At 74.0% G+C, this 19,932-nt stretch carries 17 protein-coding genes; 6 read left to right on the top strand and 11 right to left on the bottom strand.

Annotated features, from left to right (window positions below; all coding sequences use genetic code 11):
• Positions 1 to 77: 77 nt before the first annotated feature.
• Positions 78 to 1,721: a phosphoglucomutase (alpha-D-glucose-1,6-bisphosphate-dependent) gene (pgm, locus tag ACWH95_RS02320; protein WP_136034647.1), complete on the top strand. Its 1,644-nt coding sequence runs from the start codon at positions 78 to 80 to the stop codon at positions 1,719 to 1,721.
• A gap of 93 nt (positions 1,722 to 1,814) precedes the next feature.
• On the opposite strand, the gene ACWH95_RS02325 is transcribed toward pgm, so the two are convergent.
• The 10 genes from ACWH95_RS02325 to ACWH95_RS02370 form a co-directional block, all read right to left on the bottom strand.
• Positions 1,815 to 2,633, bottom strand: coding sequence for an ABC transporter ATP-binding protein (locus ACWH95_RS02325; RefSeq protein ID WP_447653224.1), 819 nt, complete (start codon positions 2,631 to 2,633; stop codon positions 1,815 to 1,817).
• Between the two features lie 11 nt (positions 2,634 to 2,644).
• Entirely contained in the window at positions 2,645 to 3,679 is a 1,035-nt protein-coding gene (locus tag ACWH95_RS02330; protein ID WP_447653225.1) for an ABC transporter substrate-binding protein, read from the bottom strand.
• A gap of 31 nt (positions 3,680 to 3,710) precedes the next feature.
• Complete coding sequence (locus ACWH95_RS02335) at positions 3,711 to 4,562, bottom strand: ABC transporter permease (RefSeq protein ID WP_136034641.1); 852 nt, start codon at positions 4,560 to 4,562, stop codon at positions 3,711 to 3,713.
• A gap of 141 nt (positions 4,563 to 4,703) precedes the next feature.
• A complete protein-coding gene (locus ACWH95_RS02340) occupies positions 4,704 to 5,807 on the bottom strand; it encodes a glycerate kinase (RefSeq protein WP_454120095.1) in 1,104 nt (367 codons plus the stop codon).
• Complete coding sequence (locus ACWH95_RS02345; protein WP_378802820.1) at positions 5,804 to 6,868, bottom strand: LacI family DNA-binding transcriptional regulator; 1,065 nt, start codon at positions 6,866 to 6,868, stop codon at positions 5,804 to 5,806. Before ACWH95_RS02345 ends, ACWH95_RS02340 begins: the two co-directional genes overlap by 4 nt.
• A gap of 43 nt (positions 6,869 to 6,911) precedes the next feature.
• The gene (locus ACWH95_RS02350) at positions 6,912 to 7,676 is read right to left on the bottom strand and encodes a sugar phosphate isomerase/epimerase family protein (protein ID WP_378802821.1); all 765 of its coding nucleotides are present in this window, start codon (positions 7,674 to 7,676) and stop codon (positions 6,912 to 6,914) included.
• 60 nt (positions 7,677 to 7,736) lie between these two features.
• Complete coding sequence (locus ACWH95_RS02355; protein WP_454120096.1) at positions 7,737 to 8,609, bottom strand: sugar phosphate isomerase/epimerase family protein; 873 nt, start codon at positions 8,607 to 8,609, stop codon at positions 7,737 to 7,739.
• Positions 8,606 to 9,817: a DUF993 family protein gene (locus ACWH95_RS02360; RefSeq protein ID WP_454120097.1), complete on the bottom strand. Its 1,212-nt coding sequence runs from the start codon at positions 9,815 to 9,817 to the stop codon at positions 8,606 to 8,608. Before ACWH95_RS02360 ends, ACWH95_RS02355 begins: the two co-directional genes overlap by 4 nt.
• Positions 9,814 to 10,983, bottom strand: a complete 1,170-nt coding sequence (locus ACWH95_RS02365) for a Gfo/Idh/MocA family protein (RefSeq protein ID WP_136034629.1) — start codon at positions 10,981 to 10,983, stop codon at positions 9,814 to 9,816. The genes ACWH95_RS02360 and ACWH95_RS02365 overlap by 4 nt, the downstream gene beginning before the upstream one ends.
• 155 nt (positions 10,984 to 11,138) lie before the next feature.
• Positions 11,139 to 12,239, bottom strand: coding sequence for a substrate-binding domain-containing protein (locus ACWH95_RS02370; RefSeq protein WP_454120098.1), 1,101 nt, complete (start codon positions 12,237 to 12,239; stop codon positions 11,139 to 11,141).
• A 193-nt stretch (positions 12,240 to 12,432) separates the two neighbouring features.
• On the opposite strand from ACWH95_RS02370, the gene ACWH95_RS02375 reads away from it, so the two are divergent.
• Positions 12,433 to 13,446 carry a hydroxyacid dehydrogenase gene (locus ACWH95_RS02375; RefSeq protein ID WP_454120099.1) on the top strand — a complete coding sequence of 338 codons (1,014 nt, stop codon included), beginning with the start codon at positions 12,433 to 12,435 and terminating at the stop codon, positions 13,444 to 13,446.
• On the top strand, positions 13,443 to 15,449 hold the full coding sequence (locus ACWH95_RS02380; protein WP_454120100.1) for a DUF2264 domain-containing protein: 2,007 nt from the start codon (positions 13,443 to 13,445) through the stop codon (positions 15,447 to 15,449). Before ACWH95_RS02375 ends, ACWH95_RS02380 begins: the two co-directional genes overlap by 4 nt.
• Before the next feature lie 2 nt (positions 15,450 to 15,451).
• Here the strand turns inward: ACWH95_RS02380 and ACWH95_RS02385 are convergent, their stop codons facing one another.
• A complete protein-coding gene (locus ACWH95_RS02385; RefSeq protein WP_378803836.1) occupies positions 15,452 to 16,414 on the bottom strand; it encodes a LacI family DNA-binding transcriptional regulator in 963 nt (320 codons plus the stop codon).
• Positions 16,415 to 16,558: 144 nt separating this feature from the next.
• On the opposite strand from ACWH95_RS02385, the gene galT reads away from it, so the two are divergent.
• From galT to galE, 3 genes are read left to right on the top strand one after another with little or no spacing between them, the layout of a single operon-like run.
• A complete protein-coding gene (galT, locus tag ACWH95_RS02390) occupies positions 16,559 to 17,728 on the top strand; it encodes a galactose-1-phosphate uridylyltransferase (RefSeq protein WP_454120650.1) in 1,170 nt (389 codons plus the stop codon).
• Positions 17,725 to 18,903: a galactokinase gene (galK, locus tag ACWH95_RS02395; protein ID WP_247637786.1), complete on the top strand. Its 1,179-nt coding sequence runs from the start codon at positions 17,725 to 17,727 to the stop codon at positions 18,901 to 18,903. The genes galT and galK overlap by 4 nt, the downstream gene beginning before the upstream one ends.
• Positions 18,904 to 18,949: 46 nt before the next feature.
• A complete protein-coding gene (galE, locus tag ACWH95_RS02400) occupies positions 18,950 to 19,930 on the top strand; it encodes a UDP-glucose 4-epimerase GalE (protein ID WP_454120101.1) in 981 nt (326 codons plus the stop codon).
• The last annotated feature ends 2 nt before the right edge of the window (positions 19,931 to 19,932 follow it).

The following is a 19,932-nucleotide window of genomic DNA, read 5'->3' on the forward strand; positions in this document are numbered from 1 at the left end:
CCTAGCCCTCGCTCGCGCACCGGCCTCCCGGATGTCAAGCGGATGCGCGCATCCGGATCACGGGGCAGACTGAGAGGATGAGCAGTCGTGCCGGCCTCCCCGCGGAGGAAAGTGACCTGATCGACGTCGACGAGCTGATCGCCGCCTACTACGACCGCGTGCCCGACCCGACGGTCCCGGCCGAACGGGTCGTGTTCGGCACCAGCGGCCACCGCGGCTCCTCGCTGACGAAGAGCTTCAACGAGAACCACATCCTCGCCACGACGCAGGCGATCGTCGACTACCGCGCCGCGCAGGGCATCACCGGGCCGCTGTTCCTCGGCCGCGACACGCACGCCCTGTCGCTGCCCGCCGAGCGCAGCGCGATCGAGGTGCTGCTCGCGAACGGCGTGGACGTGCGCGTCGACGCCCGCGACTCCTGGGTGCCGACGCCCGCCCTGAGCCACGCGATCCTCACGTACAACAGGGGTCGCGCGACCGACGACCCCGGCCGGGCCGACGGCATCGTGGTCACCCCGTCGCACAACCCGCCCCGCGACGGCGGCTTCAAGTACAACCCGCCGCACGGTGGTCCCGCCGACACCGACGCCACGGGCTGGATCGCCGACCGCGCGAACCAGCTCATCGCCGACGGCCTCACCGAGGTGAAGCGCGAGCGGTTCGCCGACGTCGACTGGGACGCGATCACCGGGTACGACTTCCGCGACGCGTACGTGCGCGACCTGCCGTCGATCATCGACCTCGACGCGATCCGCAGCGCGGGCGTGCGCATCGGGGCCGACCCCCTCGGCGGGGCGTCGGTGGAGTACTGGGCGCTGATCGCCGAGATGCACGACCTCGACCTCGACGTGGTGAACCCCGAGGTCGACCCGACCTGGCGTTTCATGACCCTCGACTGGGACGAGAAGATCCGGATGGATCCGTCGTCTCCGTCGGCGATGGCGTCCCTGGTCGCCCGCAAGGGCGACTACGACGTGCTCACCGGGAACGACGCCGATGCCGACCGGCACGGCATCGTGACCCCGGATGCGGGGCTCATGAACCCCAACCACTACCTCGCCGTCGCGATCGACTACCTCTTCTCCCACCGCGAGCAGTGGCCGCGCGACGCCGCAGTCGGCAAGACCCTCGTGTCGTCAATGATCATCGACCGGGTGGCGGAGTCGCTGGGCCGCCGCCTGCTGGAGGTGCCGGTCGGGTTCAAGTGGTTCGTGCCCGGGCTGCTCGACGGCACGGTCGCGTTCGGCGGCGAGGAGTCGGCCGGTGCGTCGTTCCTGCGCCGCGACGGCTCCGTGTGGTCGACCGACAAGGACGGCATCCTGCTGTGCCTGCTCGCGGCGGAGATCATCGCGGTCACGGGCAAGACCCCGTCGGAGCGCTACGCCGAGCTGGAGCAGGCGTTCGGCGCCTCGGCGTATCAGCGCGTCGACGCCCCCGCGACGCCGGAGCAGAAGGCCACGCTGGGCAAGCTGGCGCCGGAGTCGGTCACCGCGACCACGCTGGCCGGCGAGGACATCACGGCGAAGCTGTCGCACGCCCCCGGCAACGGTGCGGCGATCGGCGGGCTCAAGGTGCAGACCGAGCACGCGTGGTTCGCCGCCCGCCCGTCGGGCACGGAAGACGTCTACAAGCTCTACGCCGAGAGCCTGCGCGGCCCGGAGCACCTCGCCGAGGTGCAGGAGGAGGCCCGCGCCGTGGTGTCCGCCGCCCTCGGCGACTGACACCCGGGCGACCCCGGCGGGATCGGAACGACCCCGGAGCGGGTGGGGACGTTCGCGATCCCGCACAGGGGTGGGACCGGAGGCCGGGGCGGTTCAGTCCGCGTCGGTGGAGGAGCCGAGCAGCTCGCGCACGCGACTCGACACCCGGTGGAACTCCGGCGTCTCCAGTACCTCGGCGTACCCGCGGCGGGCCGGGAGGTCGACCCGGTGCTCCTCCAGGATCCGGCCGGGACGCGGACTCATCACGATGACGCGGCTCGCGAGGTAGACCGCCTCGGCGACCGAGTGCGTCACGAGCAGGACGGTGGTCCCGGTGGCGCTCCAGATGCGGTTCAGCTCCACGTTCATGCGCTCGCGCGTCAGGGCGTCGAGCGCACCGAACGGCTCATCCATGAGCAGCACCCGCGGCTCGTGCAGCAGCGCGCGGCACAGCGAGACGCGCTGCTGCATCCCGCCCGAGAGCTCGTGCGGCAGCGACTTCTCGAAGCCGGTGAGACCGGTCATCTCGATGAGCTCGTCGGCACGGGCCTGGGCCTTGCGCATGTCCATCCCGCGCATCTCGGCCTGGAGGAGGATGTTGCCGCGGACGCTGCGCCATTCGAGGAGCGCCGCGCGCTGGAAGACGTACCCGATGTCCCGCCGGGGACCGCGGACCTCGTCCCCGCGGAGGCGGATGCTGCCGCGGCTGGGAGCGGTGAGTCCCGCCACGGCTTTGAGCAGCGTCGACTTGCCGCATCCGGACGGGCCGGCGATGGAGAGGAACTCGCCCTCCTCCACGCGCAGGTCGACCCCCTCGAGCGCGGTGACCTGACGGCGCTTGGAGGCGAACGTGATCGCCAGGTCGGAGACCTCCAGCGCGGGGCCGGTGGGCGTGGCCGCCGTGGCGCGCGCCTGCTGATCGTGGGTGAGCATGAGATCCGACCTCACTTCCCGGGGGTGAACGCGTCGTCGTAGTAGGTCTCGACGTCACCGTCGCCGGAGATGAGGCCCGCCGTCGACAGCACCTCGAGCGTGGCCTCCCAGTCCTCGGCGGCATTCGCTCCGGGAGCCTGGCCCTCGGTGGCGTCGGTGTGCAGCAGCTCGATGGTCTCCTCCCACTGGTGCAGCAGCACCTTCTGGGCCGGCATCTGCGGGTCCTTGCCCTCCATCGCGGCGACCGCGGCCTCCGGGTCCTCCTGCGCGGCCTCGAACGCCTCCGAGGTCGCGGCGACCAGCGCCTCGACGAGTTCCGGGTCGTTCTCGATCGTGTCGTTCGGGGCGATGAGGCCGTTGCTGAAGAAGTTCAGCCCCGCGTCGGAGTAGCGCAGGTACTCGACGTCCTTGCCGCTCTTGTCGGCGATGGTCGGTCCCTGGTCGTGGGCGAACCCGATGAGCCCGTCCACCTGGCCGGAGAGCATCGCGGCGATCTTGCCCGCGGCGTCGAGGTTCTGCTGGGTCACGTCGCCCTCGTCGAGCCCGACCGCCTCGAGGTACATCGGGAACGTCGTGGTCGGAGCGTCGCCGGCGGAGACGGCGATGGTCTTGCCCTTCAGGTCCTCCGGGCCGGAGATGCCGGAGTCAGCGAAGACCTGCACGGCCGACGGCGTCGTCTGGAGGAAGACGCCGACGCTCTTGATCCCGACGCCCTTGTCGATGTTCGCGAGGACGGCGGGGGTGTCGGCCCAGCCGAAGTCGACCTGGCCCTGTCCCACGGCCTGGGCGGTCTTGGTCGAGCCCTGCCCCGCCTTGATCGTGAGGTCGATCCCGTGCTCCTCGAAGATGCCCTGGTCGACCCCGTAGTAGAACGCGGCGTGCTCCCCGTAGGGGTACCAGTTGAGCATGAGCGTGACCGGGGTGAGCGCGTCGGTGTCGTCGCCGCCCTCGCCCGCCGGGGCCGAGGAGCCGCCGCACCCGGAGAGGGCGAGCACCGCCGCGGACGCGAGGGCGATGGAGCTGAGGATGGTGCCTGACTTCTTCATCAGTGCCTTCTTTCGTAGGTGCGAGGGGGGGTCAGAGTCGGACGGTGGCCGCGGCGACGTCGCGCTTGGACGCGTGCCACGGGATGAGGAAGCGCTCGGCGACCTGGATGATGCCGAAGAGGATCACGCCGAGAAGCGACATGATGATCAGCGCCGCGAAGAGCATCGCGGTGTCGAGGTTGCCGTTGGCCTGCAGGATGACGTAGCCGAGCCCCTCGTTCGCGCCGACGAACTCGCCGACCACCGCGCCGGTCACCGCGAGCGTGGCGGCGACCTTCAGTCCGGACAGAAGCTCGGGGAGAGCGGCGGGCAGTCGCACCTTGAGGAAGGTCTTGAAGCGGCTCGCTCCCATGGTCGACGTGAGCTGGAGGATCTCGGGATCGACGGTGCGCAGACCCGCGAGGCCCGAGATGACGACGGGGAAGAACGCCATGAGCACGGCGACGAGGATCTTGGGCTCGGCGCCGAACCCGAGCCACACGACGAACAGCGGCGCGATCGCGATCTTCGGGATGACCTGGGCGAACAGGATCACCGGGTAGAGCGTCTGCTCCAGGCCGCGGGAGTAGACCATGAGCACCGCCACGAGGACGCCGACGACGACCGCGATGACGAATCCGATCACGGTCTCGTAGGTCGTGACCCAGGTGTTCTGCGCCAGGTAGGCCGCGTTGTCGGTGAAGGCCGCCCAGGTGTCGGCGGGCGACGGGATGATGAACGCCGGCACCCACCCGAGGCTCGTCGAGACCCACCACAGGGCGATGACCGCGAGCACGAAGACGAGCGGGTGCCAGTGGCGGCTCCACCAGCGGACGATGCCCGCGGGCTCGGGTCGGTCGGCGGCCAGCGCCAGGGTCATGGTCGCGTTGGGGGCAGACGACATGTGGTCCTCGACATCTTCGTGAAGGATTCGGGAAAGCGCATTCCCGAGCGGTGTTGCGAGTCTATGCCGCCGGTTCCCTCGTGTCAACGCGCGCGGTTCGTCGAGGCGCGCGGGCTCGGGGATCCCCGACCGGCACGCGGGTCACCGGGAGCGCGCGAGGGCGGCGCCGGCGACGCGGAGCCAGCGGGCGGGGTGCGCCAGGGCGCTCTCCCCCGAGCCGGCGAGGACCGTCAGGGAGACGGTCGCGGCGAAGATCCCGACGTCGGCGTCGGGCGTGATGCGCCCCGCCGCGAGCAGGGGGCGTGCGCCCGCCGCGGCCGCCATCCCCGCGAGGAACGACGGCACCTTCCCGTCGCCGGACTGGCCGTCGTACGACCCCTCGCCCGTGACCACCACGTCGGCGCCCCGGACGGCGTCGGCGAGGCCGATGAGCTCCGCCACCTCGGCAGCCCCCGGGGCGAGGACAGCACCCCAGCGCACGAGGGCCGCCCCGGTGCCGCCCGCCGCTCCGGCGCCCGGGTGCTCCGCGTCCACGTCCAGCAGCGACGCGAGCCGGGCGAGCGCCGCGTCGACACGGGAGATGTCGCCCGGATCGGCCAGGCCCTTCTGCGGACCGAAGACCGCCGCGGCCCCGCGTGCGCCCGTGAGCGGATTCGTCACATCGGTGAGCACCCGCACCTCGGGAGCCGCCCGCAGGCCGTCGAGGTCGACGGCCGCGACGTCGTCCAGGCCCCGGGCTCCGGGCGCGACCGGGCGTCCCGCGCCGTCGAGGAAGCGGGCGCCCAGAGCGGTGAGCATGCCGATGCCGCCGTCGGTCGACGCGCTGGAGCCGATGCCGAGCACCAGCCGCGAGACGCCGTGGTCGAGCGCGGCGACGATGGCCTGCCCGAAGCCCGTGGTGTCCGCGTCCCACGGACGCGGTGCGGCGAGCAGCTCGATGCCCGACGTGGAGGCGATGTCGACCACTCCGGTGCCGTGCGGTGCACCGTCGTCGGGCGGCAGGAGGAGCCAGGACGTGTCGTGCGCGTCGCCGGCGGGACCGGTGACGCGCACGGGCATGCGCCGCGCCCCGGGGACGGCCGCCGCGAACGCCGCCACCGTGCCCTCCCCGCCATCGGCCATCGGGCGATGCACGAACTCTGCGTCGGGCTCGACCTCCGCCCACCCCGCGGCGAGTGCCTGCGCCGCCGCAGCCGCGGTGATGCTGCCCTTGAAGCTGTCGGGCGCGAGGACGACCCGGGTCACGCCGCTCCCGGGGTGCTGTCGCGCACGACCACCTCGAGCGCGAGCGGCGGCTGGGTCCAGTCGTCGTCGACGATCGCCCGGAAGGCCTCGTACCCGGCGTCGCTGAGCGGCACCCGGACCGTGGTGAGCGCGGGGGTCACATCCCGGCTGGACGGCACGTCGTCGAAGCCGCACACCGCGATGTCCGCGCCGACCTCGCGCTGCGCCGCACGGATCGCCGCCATCGCACCGATGGCCACCACGTCGCTGATCCCGAACACGACCGTGCCCGTCGGCACGCCCGCATCGAGGGCCGCGGTCATCGCCGCCGCGGCGGACTCGCGTCGGAAGTCGCCGCGGACGGTCTGCGCCACCGCGCCGCCGCCCTCCTCGAAGCCCGCGCGGAACCCGGCGAGGCGGTCGTCCGAGGTGCGCACGCCCTCCGCCGCCCCCACGAGAACGGCCGAGCGGTACCCGAGCTGTGCCATCCGGCGGCCGAGGGCCGTGGCACCGGCGCGGTTGTCGATCTCGACGCGGCGCGCTCCCTCGGCCTCCGCGCCGAACGCCACGACACGTCCGCCGAGTCGGATGAACTCCGCGAGCTCTCGGGCCGTCTCGGCCTGCCCCTCCTCCTGCGTGCGTGACGCGGCGAGGATGAGGCCCTGCGGCCGCTGCCCGCGCAGAGCCCGCACGATCCGCGCCTCGCGGGCGGGATCGCGCTCCGTGATCGCCACGGTGACGACGAGGCCCTGCTCGTCGGCGCCGCGCGCGACGCCCGAGGCGATGAGACCGAAGTAGGGATCGGCGATGTCGGCCACGAGGAGGGCGATCACCGGCGAGCGCCCCCGTGCGGTCGCCTGGGCCGAGACGTTGGCCGTGTAGCCGAGGGTCGCGGCGGCGGCCTCCACCCTCTCGCGGAACGCGGCAGCGACCTTGCGCTCTGACCCGTTGAGCACCCGCGAGGCCGTCGCGAGCGAGACGCCGGCCTCGAGGGCGACGTCGTGCAGGGTGGGCGCCGGACCGCGGGCGTGGCGAGGACGACGCGCGGTCGGCGGCTCCGCCGGGGCGGCTGGCGTGGTCATGCCCAGAGCCTACCGGCGGGCGCCTCGGGCCCCTCGGCCGGGGTCATGCGGGCCGGCCGAGGTAGGCGCGGAGGGCGGCGGCCTCCCCCGCGAGGTGCGCGGGGTCGTCGTCCGGGACGAACTCGAGCAGGGCGTCGCGGGGCGGTCGCTCCGCCGCAGCCGCCTCCGCGGCGACGCGCGTCCACAGCGCCTCCCGGGTGCGCAGCGGGTGCCGCTCGGTGCGCGGCCACCAGGAGAACACGTGCACGGCGCTCACGTGGGCGGCGAGCCGCCGGTACTCCTCGAGCGCCTCGGCATCGGGAGCCCCGACCGTCGGCTGCCAGTAGCTCGACAGCGCCGGATGGCCGACCTCGGCGAGCACCCGGAGGGCGGCCTCGGCCGTGTCGGCGAGGGTGCCGGAGTGGAACTCGAGGGCGAGCCCGATCCCGCGGGCGGCCGCCTCGACCGCGGCGGCGCGGAGGCGCGTGACCACCTCGGCGCGCTCGCGAGGCGTCGCCGCGGCGGCTCCGGTCGAGCCCGCCCACACGCGCACACGGTCGGCCCCGAGCGCGGCGGCGCTGTCGAGCACGGCCGTGAGAGGCTCGGCCGACCCCGCACGGAAGTACGACCCGTAGGACGCGACCGCGAGCCCGGCGTCGGCCGTGAGCCGCGCCACCTCTTCGGCACGCGCGACATCGCCGGGCGGCACGTGCACGTCACCGCCCCACTCGATCACCTCCAGGCCCGCGGCTGCCGCGAGGGCGACGATCCGGGCGGGCTCGAGCGCGCGGAACGTCACCGAGCACAACCCTGGGCGCATCCCCGTCATGGCCTCATCATCTCAATCCCCCTCGCCGACGGGACCCGGCCACGGTGGCACGACCGGCGGTCATCGCAGGTGCGGGGAGACGGTCGCGGCGAACGACTCGGCCGTGCGCCGGACCACGGCGCGCGGATCGGCGGCCCAGACGTCCGCGCGGAAGATCTCGACCTCGATGTCCCGGTCGTAGCCGGTCGCCCGCACCGCGCGGGTGAGCACGCCGAAGTCGATCACCCCCTCCCCCGGGTAGTGCCGCGACAGCAGCGGGTCGGCGGCGAGCGGCGTCTTCCAGTCGCACACCTGGTACGTGGCGATGCGGCCCTCGCGCCCGGCGCGCGCGATCTGGTCGAGCACCTGGGGATCCCACCAGATGTGGAAGGTGTCCACGGCGACCCCCACCACGGCCGGGTCGAAGTCGGCGGCGATGTCGAGCGCCTGTCCGAGCGTCGACACCACGGCGCGGTCCGACGCGTAGAGGGGATGCAGCGGCTCGATCGCCAGGGTCACGCCCGCGCCGCGGGCATCGTCGGCGAGGGCTCCGATCGCGTCACGCACGCGCTCCCTGGCGCCGACGAGGTCGCGCGACCCCTCGGGCAGCCCTCCCGCGACGAGCACCAGGACCGCCGTCGACCCCTCGGCCCCCGCCGCCGCGAGCGTCGCGGTCTCCTCGATCGCCCGCCGGTTGTCGTCGAGCGCGGCCTCGCGCGCGGGGCCTGCCGGGAGCGTGAAGAAGCCGCCCCGGCAGTGCGTGCTGAAACGCAGCCCGGAGTCGGCGAGCATGCGCGCCGCCCCCGCGAGGCCCACGTCCTGCACGGGCTCCCGCCAGAGGCCGATCGCCGCGAGCCCGGCCTCGGCCGTGACCTGCAGCGCCGTGGCGAGGTCGGCGTGCTTGATCGTTGCCTGGTTGAGGGAGAGACGCGGGTCGGGGAACGGGGCGGTCATGCGTCGACGCCGTTCAGCCGGAGGAGGCCGTGCCAGCGCTCACGGGCGAGCTCCGGCCGCTCCAGGGCGAGCGCCGCGTTCGCGAGCTCCACGACGCGACTGAGGTGCGGGAGGCTCCGGGCGGAGTGGAGTCCGCCCACCATCTGGAACGCCGGCTGATGGCCGTTGAGCCACGACAGGAAGGCCACGCCCGTCTTGTAGTAGTAGGTCGGCGCGGCGAACACCTGCCGGCTGAGCTCCTCGGTGGGCCCGAGCAGCGCGAGGTAGCGGTCGGGGTCGTCCGCATCCAGCGCCTGGATCGCCGCCGACGCCACGGGGGCGATCGCGGCGAAGGCCCCGAGCAGCGCATCCGAGTGCCCGTGCGAGGCCGACGTCGCACCGCCGGAGCCCAGGCTGTCGCCGCCGATGAGGCCGACGTAGTGGAAGTCGTCGCCCGTGAACATCCGCACGCCCGCGGGGAGCCGGTCGCGCACCCAGACCTCGGAGTCGGCGTCGAGCAGGCTCATCTTCACCCCGGCGATCGCGTCGGGGTGCTCGGCGATGATGTCGAGCAGCACCCGTGCCGCTTCTTCCCATCCGGCCGAGCCGTCCGCGGCCGCCGTCGGCGCGAAGTACCCGGCCAGCTCGGGGTCGAACGCGGTGCCGAGCCAGTGCAGCACCACGGGCGCGGACGCGCGGGACAGCACCTCCCGGTACACGCGGCGGTAGTCGTCGGCGCTCTCGGCCGCCCTGGCGAGGTGTCGCGACGCCATGAGCACCGGCCCCGCTCCCTGCTCCTCGGCGAAGTGCAGCTGCTCGACGTACGCGTCGACGATGCGATCGAGCGGGATGTGCGCGTCGTCGACCTGATCGGTGTTGACCCCGACCACGACCGACCCGCCCTCCTCGCGGGCGACCTCGGCGCTGCGGGCGATGAGCTCGCGCGTCGCGACCGCGTCGAGCCCCATGTTGCGCTGCGCGGTGTCCATCGCATCCGCGACGCCGAGCCCCCACGAGTACACGTTGCGGCGGAACGCGAGCGTCGCGTCCCAGTTGATGTCGGCGGGGCGTCCGGGGGTGTTGTCGGCGTGCGGCTTCGGCACCACGTGGGCCGCCGCGTACGCCACCCGGCTGCGCAGTGGTCCGTCCGGCCGGGTCACGGCGTCGGGCGCACGCAGCTCGACGCCGGAGGTGCGCCCGTCGGCGGCGAGCAGACGGAGGGCGCTCATGCCCGGTCCAGCGTCAGCGGTTCGAGCACGATCTTGCGGCCCTCGGCGCTGGACGCCAGGCCGGCTTCCGCGAACTGCACGCCGCGGGCCCCCGCCAGCAGGTCGAACGGGTAGTCGGTGCCTTCGACGTAGGACACCAGGTACTCCTCCCACTGCTGCCGGAAGCCGTTCTGGAAGACCTGGTTGGCGGGCACCTGCTGCCAGTCGGCGTCGTAGTCGTGGTCGTCCTCCAGGTCGGGGTTCCACACCGGCTTGGGGGTGGCGTTGCGGGGCTGGATCTTCGCGCCGAAGAGTCCGACCACCGCGGAGCCGTGCGTGCCGTCGACCTGGAACTCCACGAGCTCGTCGCGGTTGACGCGGACCGTCCACGAGGAGTTGATCTCGGCGACGACGCCGCCCGCCAGCTCGAAGATGCCGTACGCCGCATCCTCGGCCGTCGCGGTGTAGTGCTCGCCCTTCTCGTCCCAGCGGTCGGCGATGTGCACGGCCGCCTGGGCGTAGACGCTCGTGACCTCGCCGAAGAGGTTCTCGAGCACGTAGTTCCAGTGCGGGAACATGTCGGTGATGATGCCGCCGCCGTCTTCCGTGCGGTAGTTCCAGCTCGGTCGCTGCGCGGGCTGCCAGTCGCCCTCGAACACCCAGTAGCCGAACTCGCCGCGCACCGACAGGATGCGCCCGAAGAATCCGGAGTCGATGAGGCGCTTGAGCTTCTGCAGGCCGGGGAGGTAGAGCTTGTCGTGCACGACGCCGGTCTTCACGCCGGCGTCGCGGGCGAGCCGGGCCAGCTCCAGCGCCTCCTCCAGCGACTCGGCCGTGGGCTTCTCGGTGTAGATCGCCTTGCCCGCGGCGATGGCTTTGCGGATCGCGGAGGCCCTGGCCTTCGTCACGAGGAAGTCGGCGTAGATCTCCCACTGCGGGTCGGCGAGCGCGGCGTCGAGGTCGGTCGTCCAGTCGGCGATGCCGTGGGCCGCGGCGAGTTCCGCCAGCTTGGCCTCGCTGCGGCCCACGAGGATCGGCTTCACGGTGACCCGCGTGCCGTCCGCGAGCTCGATGCCGCCCTGGTCGCGGATCGCGAGGATCGAGCGCACCAGGTGCTGCCGGTACCCCATGCGCCCGGAGACGCCGTTCATGATGATCCCGATCTCGCGGGTCGTGGCCTGTGCCATCTCGGTCCGTTCCTTTCGGTGGAGGGGGATGCGCGGCCCGGATTCGAGGATGCGGGTAAGCGCTTTCCGAGATCATGGCACGAGAACGTCCACCCCGCAACCGCGGCGGACCTCGGGCGCGCACGGCCGGCCGCATCACCGCGCCGCCCGCCGGGTCACGCTTCCGGCGGCGACCCCGTGCTGGCGCGCACGTGCAGAGCCGGGGCCAGCGCCACCCGCTCCGCCGGGCGATCGATGCCGTCGCGCAGGCGTTCGCGGAGCAGCTCCACGGCGCGGCGGCCCACCTGCGGCTTCGGCGGGCGCAGCGCGGTGAGGGGCGGGGCCCCGTTCATCGCGATCTCATCGTCGTAGGCGAGGAGCGACACGTCGCCCGGCACCCGCCACCCCGCATCGACCAGGTGCTGCTGCAGCAGGAGCGCCTGCGGGTCGGAGTGCACGAGCAGCGCGGTCGTCGCCGTCGCCCGGATCTCGTCGAGGAGCGCGGCGACGAAGGGCCCCACCGCCGACCGATCCATGCGGTCGAGAGCGACCTCGCGGTCGACCCCCGGCTCGAGACCGAGCTCCTCGACCGCACGGCCCCACCCGCGGCGCAGGGCGGCGGAGGTCGGCGACTGGGGCGAGGTGAGGATGCCGACCCGCCGATGGCCGAGGCCGGCGAGATGACTCGCGGCGAGCGCGCCCCCGAACGCATGATCGGTGACGACGCTCTCGAGACGCGTCAGCGCGAGCACGTCGGGCGCGCGACGCTCGACGAGCACGACGGGCAGGGGCAGCGCATCCAGCCAGGCGAGGAGGGCATGACCGTCTGCGCCCGCGGTCTCGGGAGCCACGATCAGCCCGTGGACCGTCCCCGACGCGACCAGGGCGGAGATCTGTCGGCGCTGGTCGGCGGCCGCATAGCTCGCCCCCCGGAGCACGATCTGCGTGTCGGTCTCGATCCCCGCCACGCGGGCGCCCTCCACCACCTGCGGCCAGTAGTAGCTCAGCGACGGCACCACCATGCCGAACCGTCGCGGAGCGGACAGCGGCCGAGTCGCGGCCGGGTCGAGGGTGCTGCGGAGCGTGGCGCCGCCGTGCACGCGCGTGAGGAGCCCCCGCTCCGCGAGGTCGGCGATATCGCGGCGGATCGTCAGCTCGGCCACGCCCAGCTCGCGCGCGAGCGCGGACACCCGCACGGCCCCCGCGCGCCGCAGCTCGTCGAGGATCCGCTCGCGGCGGGAGATGCCGAAGCGCGGCGCCTCCTCCCCGCCGCTCACGCCGCGGCCTCCCCGTGTGTCGTGGATGCACGGCACCGCTCGGCCGAGCGGGCGCGGTGTGGGATCGGCATCGGGACTCCTTGTTCGAGTGTGTTCGATCATGACAGACCGTGTTCGTCTCCGTTGCGCGCACCGCTCCGCCGTCCTTCACTGGAGCGGCGCCGACGTCCGTCGCGCAGGCCCCGAGGAGACCATGTCCGCCCGTCCCACCGTCCTCGTCGCGATGTCCCCCGATGCCTGGGACCTCCTGTTCGACAGCCCCCGTCGCAACCGGCTCGCGGCTCTCGCCCTGATCGACGACCCCGTTCCCGTCACCGCCGTCGACGCCGCCGCCCCGCAGGAGCGCCTCGCTCGGGTGGAGGCGCTCGTCACGGGGTGGGGCGCGCCCGCGCTCGACGAGGCGGCCCTGGCCCGGCTCCCCCGGCTGCGCGCGGTGTTCCATGCCGCCGGGAGCGTCCGCGGCCTCGTGTCCGAGGCACTGTGGCACCGCGGCATCCTCGTCACCTCCGCCGCCGACGCCAACGCGGCCCCCGTCGCCGAGTACACCCTCGCGATGATCCTCCTCGCCGGCAAGCGAGCCCTCGTGCCCCTGCGGACGGCCGACCCGCAGCACGACCTCCGCACAGGCGCCCGCGTCGGCGGTCGCATCGGCAACCTCGACCGGACGGTCGGCATCGTCGGGTTCTCGCGCATCGGCCGGCGCGTGGTGGAGCTGCTCCGGCCGTTCCCCGGCATCGAGGCGCTCGTCGCGGATCCGTTCGCCGATGCGGCCGAGGTCAGGGCCGCGGGCGCCGAGCTCGTGCCGCTGGCGACACTGCTCCCCCGCGTGGACGTGCTGTCGCTGCACGCTCCGGCGCTCCCGGCGACCCGCGGCATGATCGGACGCGCACAGCTCGCCGCCCTCCGCGATGGCACGACCATCATCAACACGGCCCGCGGAGCGCTCCTCGACCACGACGCCCTCGCCGACGAGTGCGCGGACGGACGACTCGACGCCGTGCTCGACGTGACGGAACCCGAGCCCCTGCCCCTGGACTCGCGGTTGCTGCAGCTGCCGAACGTCGCGGTCACCCCGCACCTCGCCGGCTCGCTCGGCAGCGAGACGCGGCGGCTCGCCGATGCGGCCCTCGACGAGCTGGAGGCCTGGATCGCCGGGGCTCCCCCGCTCCACCCCGTGCGCCCGGCCGACCTGGAGCACGGCGCGTGAGCACTCTCGCCCTCCCTCCGGAGGACCGCGATCTGTCGCCGTACACCGGCTGGGGTCGCGCGCACCTCCAGGCGGCCGCCGACGCCATCCTCGACGGGGCCGCCCGGCACGCGAGCCCCACGGGCGCCGGTGTGCGCTATCCGGGCCGCCCTGGCGGATTCGGCCCCGCGGTCGACGCCCTGGAGGGCTTCAGCCGCACCTTCCTGCTCGCCGCGTTCCGCATCGCCGGAGACCCCGACGGCACCGGCGACCTGGCCGCGCGGTATGCGCGCGGACTCGCCGCCGGAGTGGACCGGGGGAACCCGGAGCGCTGGCCCCGGCCCGACGAGGTCGATCAGGCGAAGGTGGAGGCCGCAGCCCTCGCCGTCGGGCTCCACCTCACGCGGGACACCGTCTGGGCTCGACTCGACGACACGGCACGCACCCGCACGATCGACTACCTCGCCGGGTTCATCGGAGGCTCGTACCCGCCGAACAACTGGGCCTGGTTCCGCATCCTCGTCGAGCAGTTCTTGGAGAGCGTGGGCGGCCCGTTCTCGACGGAGGACCGCGAGGTCGACTTCGCCCTGCTCGACGGGTTCGAGCGGGCCCACGGCTGGACCTCCGACGGCGCCGCGCGCTCGTTCGACCACTACGCGGGCTGGGCGCTGTCCTTCTATCCCGCGATCTGGGCCGACATGGTCGCCGACGATCCGCGGCACACCGCCCGGATCGCCCGCTCCCGCGCCCGCCTCGACGACTACCTCGACGATGCCCTGCACCTCATCGGCGCCGACGGCGGACCGCTGATCCAGGGCCGCAGCCTCACATACCGGTTCGCGTCAGCGGCGGCGGCGGGCGCTGCGGCCTTCACGGGCGGATCGCGGCACGGCCCTGGCCTGCTGCGCCGCGCGATCAGCGGCCAGGTGCGGCACTTCGTCGACCGCGGGACGCCGGACGCCTCCGGCGTGCTCCCGCTGGGCTGGCACGGCGCGTGGCGGGCGCTCGCGCAGGACTACTCGGGACCGGGGTCGCCGTCCTGGGCGGCGAAGGGGCTGTTCGCGCTCGCGCTGCCCGCCGCCCATCCGGTATGGACGGCCGTGGAAGAACCGTTGCCCATCGATGCGGGGTCGTTCGCGCGGGTGCTCGCCGCGCCCGGGTGGCTCGCGAGCGGCACCCAGGAGGACGGTGTCGTGCGCATCGTCAACCACGGCACCGACCACGGCGTTCCGGGAGAGCGCCATCCGGACGCGCCGCTCTACGCCAAGCTCGGCTACTCGACGGCGACCGCGCCCGTGCTCCGCACGCCCGGACTGACAGAGCCGCTCGACGGCACCGCCGCCCTGGTGCGGGACGGTCGCCCGAGTCACCGCTCCGGCTTCTCGACCGGGACGCTCTGCCAGCACGAGGGCACGCTGCTCGGCGGGTCGTCGGGGCGGGTGCACTGGCACCGGGAGTTCGTGTCGGCGTTCGACGTGGGCGGCGGTGCGGCGGCGCGCGTCACCGAGACGGGGCCGGTGCTCGACGTCGTGTCGGTCGTGCGCGGCGCCTGGGAGGTGCGGCTGGTGCGTGTCCGCGACGCGGAGGGGGAGGCGGCCGCGACGCGGGTGCGGGAGGGCGACCAGCTGCGCGTCGGGGGATGGGCGCTGTCGGGAGAGGATCTCGTCGAGGACGGCCCGGGGAGCGTGTCCGCCGGAGCCGAGGCGGGGAACGCGTCGCACGGCATCGGGCGGCCCGGCGGTCGCGCGCCCGCGCGGCACAGCCGCCTCGTGGGGCTGCACGGCACGGACGGGGCGGCCTCGGGCGTGCGGGTCGAGTCCGACGTGACACCCCTGGCCCCGCGGACGGCGACACCGTGGCTCACCGTTCCGGCGCGCCCGGGGGCCTGGGTGGCGGTGGGGGTGCTGCTCGGCGTGGCCTCGGCGTCGCCGCAGCTCACCCCGCAGGAGGGCGGGTGGCTGATCGTGTGGGCGGACGGGTCGACGACCGCGTTCGACGCGGAGGAGCTGCTGCCGTCCGGCTGACCTCAGCGGTGCGCGGTGCTGTCGCGCACGAGCAGCCGGGTGGGCACGATCGCACGGTCGCCGTCCGCCGCCGGGTCCGCTCCCTCGATCGCCGCGACGAGGGCCCCCACCGCCCGCTGTGCGAGAGCGGAGAAGTCCTGGCGGATGGTGGTGAGGGGCGGCAGGTAGTCCGCGGCATCCGGCACGTCGTCGAACCCCACCACGCTCACGTCCGCGGGCACACGGCGTCCGGACTCCGCCAGGGCCCGCAGCAGACCGAGGGCCATCTGGTCGTTCGCGCAGAACACGGCCGTCGCGGGAGCCAGCGCGGCGCCTGCCGCGAATCCCGACCGCGAGGTCCAGTCGCCGCGGACCACCGCGGGCGCCGCGATGCCGCCCGCGGCGAGCGCCTCCCGCCATCCCCGCTCGCGCTCGGCGGCGGCGAAGGAGTCGGCGGGCCCGGCGAGATGGTGCACGGTGGCGTGTCCGAGGCTCAGCAGGTGCGCCGTGGCCGCGGCCGCCCCTCCCGCGTGATCGCTGTGCACGACGATCGCCCCGGTCTCGGCGGGCGCGTCGACCACCACGAGGCGCAGACCCGGAGGCCTCGGGGCGGACGGCACGAGCGCGGAGGCCTCGTTCAGGACGACCGCGCCGTCGACGCCCTGGTCCGCGAGCTGGGCGAACGCCGCCTCGACGCCCTCGGACGCGGTGACCACGGTGAGGGCGTAGCCGCGTTCGGCCGCCGCCTCGGCCGTGGCCTGCAGCATGCGGGAGTTGCCGATCGTCGCGAGGGTGGTGACGACGAGGCCGATCGTGTGCGAGCGGCCCGTGCGCAGGGCTCGCGCGGCGCGGTGCGGCCGGTAGCCGAGCTCTGCCATCGCCGCCTCGACCCGGGCACGCGTGGCCGGATCGACCCGCGGGCTGCCGTTGACGACGCGCGACACCGTCTGGCCCGAGACTCCGGCGCGCGCGGCGACCTGGGCCATGGAGACGCGGGCGGCGTCCGGCGCGGCGGATGCGGAAACGGGGGTGTCTCGTGCCACGCGTCCTCCGTTCACAACTCCGTCATGTTGACGTTATCACGCGCGGAGACCTACCATGTTGACGTGAACACGCCCGATTCCCCTGAGATGCGGACGCAGGTCCTCGGTGCCGGCGTCGTCCGCCGCGCCACGACCCTCGCCGACGGCCGCGACCTCTTCTACTACGACGACCCCGGCACCGCCCTCGGCGCGGAGCGAGCCGTCGACGCCCGCACCCTCGCCCCGCGACCCGACACCGCGACCATGCGGCTCGACGTGCTGACGGGCGACTGGATCACGGTCGCCGCGAATCGGCAGCACCGCGTGATGATGCCGAGCGCCGACGCCGACCCGCTCGCCCCGCAGACCCCGGGCAACCCGTCCGAGGTGCCGTCGCGCTACGACGTCGCCGTGTTCGAGAACCGCTCCCCCGCGTTCGGCCCCGCGCTCGCCGAGGCCGTGGGCACCGCCCCCGCCGCGGCCGACGCCCCACGCGGGCTCGACGACCTCGACGCCCCGGGCCTCGGTCGCACCCGCACCGCGGTCGGACGCTGCGAGGTCGTGTGCTTCAGCCCCGAGCCCGCGGGATCGTTCGGCACCCAGACCGTCACGCGCGCCCGGACCGTGATCGAGGCGTGGGCCGACCGCACCGAAGCCCTCTCCGCACTGCCCGGCATCCAGCAGGTGTTCCCGTTCGAGAACCGCGGCGCCGAGATCGGGGTCACGCTGCCCCACCCGCACGGCCAGATCTACGCCTACCCGTACGTGACGCCGCGCACGACCCGCACGCTCGACATGATCGACCGCACCGCGCCCGACCTGTTCGCCCGCATCCTCGACACCGAGCAGCGGTCCGAGCGCGTCGTGCTCCGCGGCGAGCACTGGACCGCGTTCGTGCCCTTCGCCGCCCGCTGGCCGCTGGAGGTGCATCTGATGCCGCACCGCCACGTGCCCGACCTCGCCTCGACCACCGACGCCGAGCGCGACGAGCTCGCCCCGCTCTACCTGCGCCTGCTGCGCGGGGTCGACGCGCTGTACGACACCCCGACGCCCTACATCGCCGCGTGGCATCAGGCTCCCGTGCGCGTGGGCCGCGACAGCGTGCGCCTGCACCTGCAGCTGACGAGCCCCCGCCGCGCCGCCGACCGGCTCAAGTACCTCGCCGGCTCCGAGGCAGCGATGTGGGCGTGGGCCGCCGAGGTCACGCCGGAGCAGGGGGCCGAGCGCCTCCGCGACGCCATCGCCCGCACGGACGCCGTGGACGGAGTCTCCGCATGACCGCGGTGCGGGAGGCCGAGGCCCTGTTCGCGACCCTGACCGGGCACGGGCCGGACGGCGTGTGGTCGGCTCCCGGTCGCGTGAACCTGATCGGCGAGCACACCGACTACAACGACGGCTTCGTGCTGCCGTTCGCGATCCCGCAGCGCACGGCCGCGGCGGTCGGCGGGCGCGACGACGGTCGGCTCCGCGTCACCTCCACGTTCGCGGACGAGCCCGTGGAGGTCGCCCTCGACGACCTCGACCGCCTGTTCCCCACCGCGCCCGGGAGCCGCCCCGCGGTGCCGGAGTGGGCCGCGTACCCGCTCGGGGTGGCGTGGGCGCTGCGCCGGGCGACGGGGGTGCCGGGCCACGGCGCCGACATCGCGATCGCGTCGACCGTGCCGGTGGGCGCCGGGCTGTCGTCGTCGGCCGCGATCGAGGGCGCCACGTCGTCCGCGCTGAACGAGCTGTGGGGCACCGGGCTCGACGCGGTGGCCCTCGCGCGCATCGGTCGCACGGCCGAGAACGAGGCGGTCGGCGCCCCCACCGGGATCATGGACCAGATGTCGTCGATGCTCGGCGAGCCCGACGCCGCGATCTTCCTCGACTGCCGCTCGCTGGAGGCCGAGGTCGTGCCTCTGGGCATGGCCGCGGCCGGGCTGTCCGTGCTGGTGATCGACACCCGCGTGAAGCACGCCCACTCGACCGGCGGCTACCGCGCGCGCCGCGAGTCGTGCGAGCGCGGCGCCGCGGCGCTCGGGGTGCCCGCGCTGCGCGACGTCGCGGTGGCGGACCTCGCCCGCGCGCAGGAGCTGCTCGACGACGAGACCTTCCGCCGCGTGCGCCACATCGTCACCGAGAACCAGCGCGTGCGCGACACCGTCACCGTGCTGCGGGCGGAGGGCGCGCGGGCCATCGGCGGCCTGCTCGTCGCCTCGCACGCCTCGATGCGCGACGACTTCGAGATCTCCACCCCCGAGCTCGACACCGCAGTCGACGCCGCGCTCGCCGCCGGTGCCCTGGGGGCGCGCATGACCGGCGGCGGCTTCGGGGGCGCGGCGATCGCGCTCGTGCCGCGCGACGAGGTCGAGGCGGTGACGACCGCCGTGCGCGCCCGGTTCGCCGAGGCCGGATACGCCGAGCCGCACGTGTTCACCGTCAGCCCGTCCGCAGGTCCGCGCCGCGACGCCTGACACAATGAGTGGTCGAGCCGCCACGGTCGCGGCAGGAGAGGAACGCATGTCCTGGATCGTCACCGGCGGCGCCGGATACATCGGCGCCCACGTGGTCCGCGCTCTCGCGGAGGCGGGTCTCACCCCGGTCGTGCTCGACGACCTGTCCAGCGGCGTCGCCTCGTTCGTGCCGGAGGGCGTGCCGTTCGTGCAGGGCAGCATCCTCGACCGCGACCTGGTCGAGAAGGCCCTGCGCGACCACGACGCCGACGGCGTGATCCACGTGGCCGGGTACAAGTACGCGGGGGTCTCCGTCCAGCGCCCGCTGCACACCTACGCGCAGAACGTCGAGGGCACCCGCGTGATCCTGGAGGCCATGCAGGCCGCCGGCGTCGCAAACATCGTGTTCTCCTCCTCGGCCGCCGTGTTCGGCACGCCCGACGTGCCGCTCGTGGTGGAGGACACCGCCAAGAAGCCGGCGAGCCCCTACGGGGAGTCGAAGCTGATCGGCGAGTGGCTGCTGCGCGACCAGGCCATCGCCACCGCCGACAGCGAGCGGCCGCTCCGGCACACCTCGCTGCGCTACTTCAACGTCGTCGGCTCGGCCGACCCCGCGGTGTACGACGTGAGCCCGCACAACCTCTTCCCGATCGTGTTCGAGGCGCTGCTGGAGGGCCGCACCCCGAAGATCTTCGGCGAGGACTACGACACCCCCGACGGCACGAACGTGCGCGACTACGTGCACGTGGGAGACATCGCCGCCGCGCACGTGGCCGCCGCGCAACGCCTCGCGGCGGGCGAGCCCCTCGAGCCGGCGTACAACCTCGGCTCGGGCGACGGCCTCAGCGTGGCGCAGATCATGGACGCGGTCGCCCGGGTCACGGGCATCGACTTCACGCCCGAGGTCGGCCCCCGGCGCCCGGGCGACCCCGACCGCATCGTGGCCACCGGCGAGCTCGCAGCGCGCGACCTCGACTGGCGCATGCGGTACACGGTCGACGAGATGGTGCGCACGGGCTGGGAAGCACGGCGGGCCGCCGGCGCCTGAGC

Source organism: Microbacterium sp. NPDC055502 (assembly GCF_053643635.1).